This window comes from Vibrio sp. D173a, assembly GCF_030248475.1.
The window spans coordinates 1-11,585 of the sequence record NZ_JAHGAH010000138.1 but is presented as its reverse complement, the minus strand read 5'-3'; the positions used below and the strand labels follow the sequence as shown (position 1 = coordinate 11,585).

General features: G+C 44.4%; 12 protein-coding genes. 6 read left to right on the top strand and 6 right to left on the bottom strand.

Annotated elements, in window-relative coordinates:
- Window positions 1–36: 36 nt before the first annotated feature.
- The gene (locus KIV40_RS15290) at window positions 37–567 is read right to left on the bottom strand and encodes a GNAT family N-acetyltransferase (RefSeq protein ID WP_285350037.1); all 531 of its coding nucleotides are present in this window, start codon (window positions 565–567) and stop codon (window positions 37–39) included.
- A 148-nt stretch (window positions 568–715) separates the two neighbouring features.
- Here KIV40_RS15290 and KIV40_RS15285 point away from each other — a divergent pair, with 148 nt between their 5' ends.
- A complete protein-coding gene (locus tag KIV40_RS15285) occupies window positions 716–955 on the top strand; it encodes an RNA-binding protein (protein WP_285350036.1) in 240 nt (79 codons plus the stop codon).
- A gap of 151 nt (window positions 956–1,106) precedes the next feature.
- On the opposite strand, the gene KIV40_RS15280 is transcribed toward KIV40_RS15285, so the two are convergent.
- Both KIV40_RS15280 and KIV40_RS15275 read right to left on the bottom strand, forming a co-directional pair.
- Entirely contained in the window at window positions 1,107–1,466 is a 360-nt protein-coding gene (locus KIV40_RS15280; RefSeq protein WP_134977187.1) for a hypothetical protein, read from the bottom strand.
- A 146-nt stretch (window positions 1,467–1,612) separates the two neighbouring features.
- The gene (locus tag KIV40_RS15275) at window positions 1,613–2,146 is read right to left on the bottom strand and encodes a GNAT family N-acetyltransferase (RefSeq protein WP_285350035.1); all 534 of its coding nucleotides are present in this window, start codon (window positions 2,144–2,146) and stop codon (window positions 1,613–1,615) included.
- Window positions 2,147–2,747: 601 nt separating this feature from the next.
- Here KIV40_RS15275 and KIV40_RS15270 point away from each other — a divergent pair.
- Window positions 2,748–2,996: a hypothetical protein gene (locus tag KIV40_RS15270; RefSeq protein WP_038888678.1), complete on the top strand. Its 249-nt coding sequence runs from the start codon at window positions 2,748–2,750 to the stop codon at window positions 2,994–2,996.
- Window positions 2,997–3,003: 7 nt separating this feature from the next.
- Here the strand turns inward: KIV40_RS15270 and KIV40_RS15265 are convergent, their stop codons facing one another.
- Window positions 3,004–3,171, bottom strand: a complete 168-nt coding sequence (locus KIV40_RS15265) for a hypothetical protein (protein WP_005428989.1) — start codon at window positions 3,169–3,171, stop codon at window positions 3,004–3,006.
- A 322-nt stretch (window positions 3,172–3,493) separates the two neighbouring features.
- Here KIV40_RS15265 and KIV40_RS15260 point away from each other — a divergent pair, with 322 nt between their 5' ends.
- On the top strand, window positions 3,494–3,970 hold the full coding sequence (locus tag KIV40_RS15260) for an Lrp/AsnC family transcriptional regulator (protein ID WP_005449899.1): 477 nt from the start codon (window positions 3,494–3,496) through the stop codon (window positions 3,968–3,970).
- Between the two features lie 81 nt (window positions 3,971–4,051).
- Here the strand turns inward: KIV40_RS15260 and KIV40_RS15255 are convergent, their stop codons facing one another.
- Complete coding sequence (locus tag KIV40_RS15255; protein WP_012130407.1) at window positions 4,052–4,759, bottom strand: hypothetical protein; 708 nt, start codon at window positions 4,757–4,759, stop codon at window positions 4,052–4,054.
- A gap of 637 nt (window positions 4,760–5,396) precedes the next feature.
- Window positions 5,397–7,235, bottom strand: a complete 1,839-nt coding sequence (locus KIV40_RS15250) for an ABC transporter ATP-binding protein (RefSeq protein WP_285350032.1) — start codon at window positions 7,233–7,235, stop codon at window positions 5,397–5,399.
- A gap of 405 nt (window positions 7,236–7,640) precedes the next feature.
- On the opposite strand from KIV40_RS15250, the gene KIV40_RS15245 reads away from it, so the two are divergent.
- From KIV40_RS15245 to KIV40_RS15235, 3 genes are all read left to right on the top strand, one after another.
- Window positions 7,641–8,642 (top strand): arginine deiminase-related protein, encoded by a 1,002-nt coding sequence (locus tag KIV40_RS15245; RefSeq protein WP_021018351.1) that lies wholly within the window; start codon window positions 7,641–7,643, stop codon window positions 8,640–8,642.
- Window positions 8,643–8,907: 265 nt separating this feature from the next.
- Window positions 8,908–9,243: a hypothetical protein gene (locus tag KIV40_RS15240; RefSeq protein WP_285350030.1), complete on the top strand. Its 336-nt coding sequence runs from the start codon at window positions 8,908–8,910 to the stop codon at window positions 9,241–9,243.
- On the top strand, window positions 9,180–11,585 hold a 2,406-nt coding region (locus KIV40_RS15235; RefSeq protein ID WP_285350029.1), incomplete at its 3' end, for an Ig-like domain-containing protein. The genes KIV40_RS15240 and KIV40_RS15235, both read left to right, overlap by 64 nt.

The following is an 11,585-nucleotide window of genomic DNA, read 5'->3' as shown; positions in this document are numbered from 1 at the left end:
ATAAGAGACAGGCGTTCATCGCGGGCTTTTTTGCTTTTAGTGACGGATTTTGGCGTAAACTACCGTGTTACTCAGTTCTCCTGAGGTAGAAACACGATCGTGTCTAAGCTCACCTTCAAAGTCATAACCGCAACGTTCTGCGACGGCACGGCTTTTTAGGTTGGTTGAATCTGCGGTAATCGCAATGCGCCTCGCACCAAGATCTTCAAACGCGTAGCGCTCTAGTTCAAGCACCGCTTCGGAAATGTAGCCATTACCTACAGCGCTATCATCCTGCCAGTAACCGATTTCAAATGAGGGTACTTCCTGATCTTTAATCATTAAGCCAACGGCACCAATTAAGCGATCACTCTCTTTTTCAATGATGAAGTAACGTAATTCCTCTTCGAAATTTTCAAAGTTCGCGATGGCTTTTTCTGTTCCCTCAATCATGGCCTCTAGTGTGAGCACATGTGGTACCCAAGGAAGATACACTTCGAGTGTCTTTTGGCCTCGTAATACCGCTTGATGTGCCTCTTCTGCACGCTCTAAACAAGCGGGAATTAGCTTAAGACGTTTCGTTTCCATTCCGGCTCTCCTTTGGGTGAAAAATAAACGAAAAATCATTTAAACAGATGTACTTAGAATGATCTAGTTGTTCGCACAATATTATTCACTTGGTTTGCTTGGAAGAACCTGAGAGAATTGTATGGTTATTCAAATCACTAGGTTCATTATGAAACTTTTAGTAAGAAACTTGGCTCGTCAAACGACTGAGCAAGATATGCGTGCACTATTCTCTGAGCACGGCAAAGTGGAACTTTGTACATTGGTTCTTGATCAAGAAACCGGTTTATCAAAAGGCTTCGGCTTTGTGATCATGCCAGATGAAGCAGAAGCGATTGCTGCAATGGAAGCGCTGAACATGACCAGCGTAGCGAAAAGCAAGATTCGCGTGAAAGTCGCTCAAGACTAAGAGAGAGAAAAGCCAGCATCACTGCTGGCTTTTTTGTATTAAGCATTCTCAGTTATCACTCTTATGTTCAAGTTATTTTATTTATTGCGCTAACCACTTTTATCGGAGTAAGTGTGAGGAAACTGATAGGGTTCCTTCGTGGTGTAGCGTATCAATGACTATTCTCCACCTCTTCTAAGCTTATATTCGATAGTTGTTGTAAGTTTCGTTTAAGCGGAAGCGTTTTTACTTCGATTAAGATTAGGTTGATTAAGCCGCCAAGAGAAATCGCTGCAATCACCGCACTAAGAGCACTTCCTTGATCAGCCAAACCATATAAGCCAACACCAAGCATTAAAACAAAGCTTATCAGTTGTATGGATACGTGACTTTGAACGATATAACAACCGCTTTGGTAATCTTTTACAATGTAAACAAACTGCCCGAAGCTACCGAGTTCTACTTTGACTTTTCTATCTAACGCATGACAGCGGAACCCTTGTTGATTGAGAGATTTTGCGAGGCTTTCCATGCCAATGACTCCATGTTCTATTTAGTTATCTTTTGCACATCATAATGTCACGATGAGAGCCGTTTAGTTTCGCTGAACAACAAATCTAAGAGGCAAGTCCCACCGTACACTCAGTGCTTTCTTTAGTTTGCGGAACGCTTTCAGGTTTAGTTATTCGCATCAAATCTGCATTGGTAGACGCAAACTTCGCGTTCTACGCCTTGCATGCTAAGGGTTTTGTTTCCTATATAAGGCACATTTAGTTTCTTTATCACGGACTTTGAGCGTTGATTCTCTGCTAAGTGCATCACACGAATACCGACGAGTTCGAAATATGATTGAGCAAACTCAACTAGGGTTTTAGATGCTTCAAAAGCATAACCCTTTCCCCAGTATGGTACGCCAATCCAATATCCCAATGTACCGTACCCGTCTTCTATTCTTGGTAAACTCACCGCACCAAGCAGTTCTCCTGTGCTTCTCAATGTGATGGCATAGACGACACCTCTGCGCTCATAGAACATAGGGCCATGCCCATCTATCCAAGTTTTTGCCATTGGTGGTTCGTAAGGGTGTGGGATGTTAGCGGTCATATCTGCGATGATTTTTTCTCCAGCGAGCAAAGCTACACGCTCACAATCGTTGTGATGAAATGGGCGAAGAATAAGTCGTTCGGTGAAGAGAGTGGGTTGTGCTGGCATCTTGGTTTTACCTCACGGATTGGGTGTACCAGACATCAAGATCTGGTCAGAAGTAGCATCCAAGTATCTTAAATCAATAAATGGGAATTGAACACCCGCCTCATGGGTTCTGGGTTGGGCACCGCGAATCCCCTTAAACACCGCTCTACGAGGGAGCGACCGTGAGACACCACTAAGTCACGACTACTAACGCGCCTGGTGATGGATTGATGAAGTGCGGCATGTGTTTTGAAATTACATTCTGCACATGAAATTTGACCTGATTAGGACATAATTCACACTGTAAATTGCTTAAATTCGCATAACGACCCCCTTATTTCTATTTCAATCCAATGTGTGAAGTTTTCTGTAGAGAAATGTAAAGATAAGCACTCAATAATATGTAGTGTGTGATGGTTCATTGTATTGCATACATAGGTGTTATTTTTCATTGTTCGGTCCGAAAGCAGGCGGACTGACCAAGGTCTCAGTTTTCGGGCGCGTGTACGGGAATTTTTGGAGTTAGGGCACAAAAAAGAGAAGGGGCTTTTTTATTGTGGAATTATTTTGAACAAAATATGTCAATTGTCAGTAGTAACGAAAAATACAGGGAGAGATTGTAATGCCGGATATCTATTGCTCAGCTTGTAGAAGAGCAACGCAGCACAAAGTGATCATGAAGCGTTGTGAACCAGAGCAAATCCAAACACTGACAGGGAAAGTGGTGAGCTTCACACAATTAATGGCCAAGTTCGTAACTGGTGAACATTATTACGAGATGGAACCACAATACTACTGTCGCTGTTGTAACCATCGCGCTATTGGTGAAGTGGTTCAGCATCCAGCGCGACAGACATCAGCGATCATGTAATCGGCGTTTACGCAGCCAGCTCTTTTTCTGTTGCGAAAGGTAGTCCATCGATCATAACTGGCCAGCCATAAGAGGCATATTCAGACGCTAGTGACTTTGCGACCTCGTGCGAAACGGTCGTGTACGTCCATTCGCCAACACCAAACGGCTTGTACGCGAGTTGTAGGGTTAACATTGCTTTCTCCTTGATATTTTTGCCTATTATTGCCTTACAATTTGGCTCAATTCTTTTCTTAAAAGCTCATATTTTTCTCTTCAAAGTTCACCATTCCATTTTTTTGTTAACAAATTTATCTAATAAATAAAGTTACCTAGTTTGCTCAATGTATTTATAAATTACATACATAAAAGTTTTCATTTTTGGAACGGTTGGTGCTTTTTTGTACGGGGCAATCGTTAAATTCATATGGGTTTCACACGATGTATATTTCACTATTTGCAAACTGAATAGTTACTATTAATCTGGTGGCTCCTGAGTTGTTACAAGGATGTGGTTAATGAGTTATCAACTGGATAGAATTGATTTGCAAATTTTGAGAGTGTTGCATTCTCGAGGGCGAATTCCAGTGGTGGAATTAGCAAAGCAAGTGAACTTGACCACATCACCATGCTCTGAACGCGTAAAAAGGCTGGAGAAAGAAGGCTACATAAATGGCTATCACGCAGAGCTCAATGCAGAGAAGCTTGGGCTAGATGTGCAGGTGTTTATTCATATTCGTCTTGATCAAACCAGCTTCTCGATTTTCGAGAAATTTGCCAAAGCGGTAGAGCTCATGCCTGAAATTGAAGAGTGTTATTCGTTGTCAGGTGATTTCGACACCATGATTAAAGTTCGAGTAAAGAACATGAAGGCTTATCAGGAATTTATGTCGAGTAAGCTTGGGACACTACCGGGCGTGATCCAAACTCGAAGTGAAGTGGTTATTGAAGAACATAAGACGGGATTTGGTGTGAACCCTGAATTACTCGGTTAATACGAGTGGAGATACGTCGATATCAGACACAAAAAAGGAGCCATGAGGCTCCTTTTGTATATCAAGTTTCAATTAGCTTTTTTATGCGCTTACGGATGTGGTTAGTACACCGATAAGGCCACCAAACACACCGCCCCAAACCACGAGCCAACCAAGGTGCTCTTTAATCATCTTCTGCACGATTTCTTTAACCAAAGCGGGTGTCAGCTCACTCAGGCGCTGGTCAATGATGCTTTCAATGTTCTGCTTGATTTCATCCATCATTGCAGGCGATTCCATTTGCTCTTTTAGTGCTTCCTTAATGGTGTCGCTCTTGCTTAGCTCAATAATCGACTCTTGCATTTTTTCCACAAACGGTTGGCGCATGGGTTGCAGTGCTTCTGCACCGCCAAACATTGCAAGCATGCCACCAAACTGAGAGCCTTCGATGACTTCGACCAATGAATCAAAGGCTGGGTTTAAATCGACTTTCTCGATCACAGGCTCAAGGTTAATTTTCATGCCGCCTGCCATTTCTTTATTTAGGAAACGGTCGATGTTTGCTTCAGTAAAGAATTGCTCCATCATCAAGTTTTTGATGGCCAATTTAAATTCTTCAAAACGTGCTGGAATGACGCCTGAGCCGTATAAGCCGGGTACTTTTTCAAATAGCATATGAATGGCTAGCCAGTTAGTGATAGCTCCAGAAAAAGCGAACAGACCCGCGTACCAAAGGTAATCATTTTGAATGTGATATCCCGCACCCATCATGGCGATAGCAAGGATATTAGTCAGCAAACTTTTGTTCATAGTGACCGATTATTTATGAATTGATGAAGTAATAAGTGGGCATGATTTTATACCTAAGCGATAGGTAGATGCTAGGTTGAGCTCACTTGGATTTATTTGGATAGGAAGAATTGGAATGCGCCAAAAAACAAAACCCGACAATCATTGTCGGGCCACTGCTTTTTCTTAGAAACTCTAAGATTATTTTTTATTGTGCTTTTAGAAGCGGAAGACCTTACGGCAAAGTTGGCATTTCCAGCGCTCTGAGTAGCCGAATAATTTATCCGCCCAACTTTGTCTTACTTGTACGATCTGCATTGAACCACATTTACACATAAGCTAATTACCTTATTATTAGATTAATAACTAAGCCATCAATTGAGCATAGCTGTTTCTCAAAAAGTGAAATTACAAATGAATCCAGCTTGCTACTCTGTGTTGTGTCCACTGCTAACGATTACGCAACGGGGCGCTATACTACCAGGAATTTTGTGACTTTCATCCATAAAAGTGTTTCATAAGTGAGATTTTTAGTGATCTTTATCACCAACTGTGTGTGGTGAAATATTGGATGGCTTAAGTGGATATAGCAAAATCGTAGAAAAAACGGCGCTTAGAGCGCCGTTTTTTTTGGGGTATTTATTGGTATTGAAGCGCATTAACTCTCTAACTCTTCCCCAAGGAAACCACCCGTTTGGTGTGCCCAAAGCTGTGCATAAATGCCGTTGTTGGCAATAAGCTCTTTGTGCGTGCCTTGCTCCACGATGTTGCCTTTATCAAGCACAATCAAGCGATCCATCTGCGCAATGGTCGACAAACGGTGCGCGATGGCGATAACCGTTTTGCCCTGCATCAGCTCGTTCAAGCTCTCTTGAATGGCCGCTTCAACTTCTGAATCCAGTGCTGAAGTCGCTTCATCAAGCACCAGTAAAGGTGCGTCTTTTAGCAGCACGCGTGAAATCGCAATACGCTGACGTTGGCCGCCAGACAGTTTTACACCACGCTCACCCACTTGTGCGTCGTAACCAACGTTGCCGAACGGGTCGGTTAGGGTCTCGATAAACTCATGTGCGTGCGCTTGTTTGGTCGCTTTAATCAGGTCCTCTTCACTTGCATCTGGATTGCCATACAAGATGTTATCGCGGATTGAGCGATGCAGCAGGGACGTATCTTGTGTCACCATACCAATCTTCGAGCGCAGAGAATCTTGCGTGACGCTTGAGATTTCTTGCCCATCAATCTTGATGCTGCCTTCTTCCACATCGTGGAAACGCAATAACAAGTTCACTAAGGTTGATTTACCTGCGCCAGACCGCCCAACTAAGCCTACTTTCTCACCCGGTTTGATATTAAGGTCGAGGTTGTTAATCACGCCTTTTTTCTCACCGTAGTGGAAGCTGACGTTGTCGAAGTGAATACCACCTTGAGGCACTTGCAGATCTTTTGCATCGGCTTTGTCTTTGATGTCGATAGGTTTAGACAGCGTCTTCATGCCATCTACGACGGTACCCAAGTTTTCAAATAGGGCACCGACTTCCCACATGATCCACATCGACATGCCGTTGATACGCAGAGCTAAGCTGACAGCAATCGCAATGGCACCAACGCTAATCGCGCTATCCAGCCACAAATAAATCGACAGCGCAGCCACCGAGAACACCAATAGATAGTTGGAGATCTCTACCGCTACATCGAAGCCGGTCACCAAGCGCATTTGGCGATACACAGTACTCAAGAAGCCTTTCATGCCTTCTTCGGCGTACTCGGTCTCTCGTTTACTGTGCGAGAACAGCTTAACGGTTTGAATGTTGGTGTAGCTGTCTACAATGCGACCTGTCATGGTTGAACGTGCATCTGCTTGCTCAGTAGCCACGGCCTTTAGCTTCGGAACGAAGTGGATCTGAATCGCGATGTACGCCATTAGCCAAACCAACATTGGGATCATCAAGCGCCAGTCAGCGGCGGCCAACATCACGATGATGCTGGTGAAGTAAACCAAGACGTAGACGAAAACATCCATCGTCTTCATGACGGTTTCTCGCACCGCCAGAGAGGTTTGCATCACCTTAGTCGCAACACGACCTGCAAAATCATCCTGATAGAAGTTCAGACTTTGATTGAGCAAGTAACGGTGCGCAAGCCAGCGAACCGACATTGGGTAGTTACCCAGCAGAGTTTGGTGGATCAGCAGTGAGTAAATCACCACCAAAATCGGCATGATAACCAGCAGTAAGGTGCCGTAGAAAATAAGGTCCGTTTTGTTGTCTTGCAAAAAGGTTTCTGGGTTGCTGGTGGACAGCCAATCAACCAACTGACCCATGGCGCCAAACAGAGAGACTTCTACGATAGCCACAATCGTCGACATGATCGACATGATGATCAGCGGTTTCTCAAAACCGCGCGTGTAATGGCGTAAAAACGCAAAGATCCCCGCTGGGGGTTGGTCAGGCTGTGATTTGGGGAACGGCTCAGTAAAGCCTTCAAATCGTTTAAACATAACTCATCCTAAAGTTAATAGTTGCCATCTCAGTAATTGAATCCATCAATTCTTCCTGCCTTGGACGAAGCAGTTAATACCGAGTATGAGATAAGACATATTGTGGTCTGCTAGCCAGAAAGCAGACGTTTTTGCGTATGTGTGAGAGGAGAAAAAATAGTCTAACCGATTGCTTTTTAAATGTAACTAGTTGGTTATAAAGAATTCGCTAGTGCATTATTCTTGAGATGACCATTCACGCGTCACAAAACAGTAAATCGGCAAAGTGACAATAAAAAGTCGGGTCAATGGTGGCTTTTCCAGTAATTATTACTTCTGCGTGAGGGAATTATTATTAAAAACAGCAAAACTGAAGTTAACAATAAATTTACAATCTCATCATTCTAGTGAAAAGGAATGTATTGGATGCTATTACACGAATCAGTGCCTCAGAATGCACATGGAAAAGAAGAAAGCACGCAAAGTGCTCTGCGTCATACCGCGAACTGCGTTGTGATGGTGCCGCCGAAAGAGTTTCGTTTTAACGAAGAAACTGCGCAAGACAACGAGTTTCAACACCAAGTATCGCTAACCCAAGAAGAAGTCTCACGTAATACCATGGCTGAATTTGTTGCGATGGTTGAGACCTTGCGAAACGAAGGCGTGCAAGTGGTTGAGTTTGATTACCCTCAATCTGATATCGCTACGCCAGATGCAGTGTTCCCGAATAACTGGTTTAGCACTACCCCAGAAGGCACTTTATATACCTTCCCAATGGCGTGTGAAAACCGTCAGCATGAAGTTCGTCCGGATGCGTTGGTCGCTGCATTAGCGCACGCAGGTCGTGAAGTGCATCAACAAGACTCACTGATTGAATATCTGGATGAAGAAGCCTACCTAGAAAGCACGGGCGTGATGGTGTTCGATCACTTCAACAAAACCGTTTATGCCGCGCTCTCACAACGTTGCGATCGTTTGGTTTTAGAAGATTACGCCAAGCGCATTGGTTATGATCGCGTGATTTCTTTTCAAACCCGTTTGCCTTCTGGTGCTCCGATTTACCACACTAACGTGATGATGGCAGTGGGTGAGCAGTTCTGTGTGATTTGTGATGAAGTGATCCCAGAGTTTGAGCGTCGCTTTGTGCTCAAGTCATTGGCGAAAGACAAGCAGGTGATCTCGATTTCTCTTGAACAGATGAACCAGTTTTGCGGCAACATCCTTCAACTGGAAACGGTACGCGGCGATAAGGTCATTGCTATGTCTCAATCAGCTTACGATGCGTTCTCTCCAGCACAAAGAAATCAACTAGCGACACACGGTAAATTGCTGCCATTTGACGTTTCTACCATAGAATCGATTGGTGGTGGCTCTGTACGCTGTATGTTAGGCGAAGTGTTCCTACCAAGCCGCAAAGCAGTGTTGTAAACCAACCCTGAATTTCCCCCAAAAAGCACCATGTTGTAAGATGTGGTGCTTTTTTATTCGTTTTATCTAAGTAAGACGCGGAGAATGAATACCAAACCATTCGTTTCATCTTACTGTGCTCTGAGTATGATTTTATCCATATACCCTGCAGTTGCACTAGTAAGCTGCTATTTGTATGCATTTTGTTTCATATAAATATAAAGGCTAGTTTATGGTTACGATCAATACGTGCAGACGGGCGTGGTTGTATTGTTTGATAGGAGTAATGTCATTACTTACCCTCTTTGGCTGTAATGACCCTATCACTGAAACGACCACCTCATCGACATCTCAAATTTCTCACCAACAAAGCTTATCACTTAACGTCTCTAATCGAGTCGATGAGACAGAAATGTCCAATCTAGAACTGCTGTTTGTTTTTGATGTGTGTGTTTTTGATGTGGTTAACCAGGATGAGACGTTTGTCGTTCGAGTGCAAGATGTTCTAGGAAGAGAAGTGGCTGGTTTCCATCAAGGGGAAGCATTTCAAGTGATGTCGTGGTGGTTCCTGAGTCTGGAATCGTGCCATTCAACTTTGACGTCGATAACGCCAGCGATGTGAATGGTGGAGTGGCTAAGATGACGGTGATTGTAAGAGGTGATGGCTTCTTCTCTAACTCTCAAGTGTTTGATCTTACCCAAACCACCATGTCGGATAATTACTGGATTGAGATTGTCCCTAAGTCAGAAAAAGCGGAGGAGGCGACCACATTTGTTGAAGAACGTGTTGAGCTAGATGGGCACGTGACCCGCTCTTCCGTTGATGTTGCAACAGTGACCAAAGATGACAGCACGGACGGAGGTAAAATCCTTGATGGTGCGACCGCTAAGTTGTCGATTCCTGCAGGAACAGGATTCATCGGTGAAGATGGACAGCCTTTTACGCCTGTAGGAGAGGTTTCTGTTTCGATGATGCTGTTTTCAGCGGATCCAAAAGGCCTAGCTGATGATGAGAATAACCCGCTATACCTTTTCCCTGGTGGTTTATCGCCAGACGGGTTTGATGGCGAGCTCCCAAGCGATATCACCTCACCTGACAGCGTGACCTTTATTTCTGCCGGTTTTGTGGCGATTGAGATTGGCGATGAAAGCGGTAACAAAGTGTCTTCATTCGATGGAGAAGGCGTCAATTTGGAGTTTGAAGTGCCAAAATCCACGGTGAACCCGCAAACGGGCGAGCCTTTGGCGTTAGACGATGGCACGATCCCTATTTGGAGTTACACCGACTCAACGGGTAAATGGCGCTACGAAGGTGATGCCGTTATCGAGCAAGAAAACGAAAACACCTTTACCGTCTCGAAACCAATCACTCACCTCTCATACTACAATCTGGATTGGTACGGACAAGATCGCTGTCAACTTGATGTCGATGTTGTGGATGCAAATGGTGACCCCAATAATCAAAAACTGCGCCTTTCTTTTGCCAAAGCTGGCGGCGGTTGGGCTTACAAACCTTCTGGTTGGGGTGATAACCCTGAGAAGCTAAATATCAATCGAGTGCCTGCCTTCGCTGGTCACTTTGATTTGCTGGATAGCCAAGGCAACAGTTTATTAGCGTCGATTGAAGTGGACGGTGAGGTCATTGAAGTAGCCGATGGGACAGAGGGGCTCGATCTCGATGACTTCTGTTTTGGTGTATCGAGTGACTCGACTAAATCCTTCAAGGCGACCTTAAATATTGTAAACCCTCCTCGTATTGATATCGAAACCGGACTGTCGTTAGTTTGTCCAATCGATGAAACGAAAACTCAAACCGTCGACTCAGGTTACTACTACCTTTACTCTGGTTATTCTTACGAAACTTCGGGCCAAATGAATGGAGATACCATCACTTTCTCCAACTTGGTCGAAGACGGGTTATATCGTCTCTACTACTACGGAGGACAAACTTGGGCCCAAGTGGAGTTTACTGCCAAAGCAGATACCACCAACATTTCTCTTATGTCGCTGCAGCTTTGTGACAAAATTGAACAAGCCATTAAGACCCGTTTGGTATGTACCGACGACGATATGGCCGTCACGCGCTTTAAAGCAGCACCTGAGGCGTATTTTTGGATGTACAACCAAGACTATTCTCACTATTTATGGGGGAGAACAGACTCTGATGGTAACGCCACGCAAAGTGATGCGGTCGAGTCGATTGAATACATGGGCTCAGCCTATTCTTATTTTGAGAACCGTTATTACTGGGGTGAACGTACAACCGCCACGACGAGCGCCGATAACGCGATAACTTTTGATATTCAGTTACCGAGCTCTAACGAATATTGTCTTGCTGAATTGCCGATTGATTACCTTCAAACGTTCGTTTTTGCTGAGAACACAGAAGCGCTGGCGGACGGTGTCGCAGAAATCATTATTACTGTTCAGGAACGTGATGAGTTTGGTACGGCTCGCGAATCAAATTCCGGAACTCTGACATTGACGGATGAGCCATCTGAAGGGGTAGTCATCTCAGATATCACCTCCAATGGTGATGGCACATACAGCGCTAAAGTAACCTCAACAAAAGCGCAAGAAGTGGTTATCTCCGGAGAGATTGATGGTAATGCACTAGGAGGCTCTGCTACGGTGGAATTTGTGGCTGTGGTCGATTTCTCAAATGCCGTGTTTAGCCGAGATAAAGTGTCCGCCAATGCTGATGGAAGTGAGCAAATAACGGTCACTGTTCAGCTCAAAGATGCGGATGGAAATGACTATGCATCGTCTGGTGGTGACATTACGTTTGGCGAGCACACAGGGCTAACTTTGGCGTCTTCTCAAGATAATGGTGACGGCACTTACACCGCAGTGTTCACTAGTAAAACGTCACAAACCTTCAATATCACGGCTTCCATTGCTGGTAGTGCGCTATCTAATAACATCGATATCGAGTTTACTCCGGTGCTGGCGGATCCCCTCATA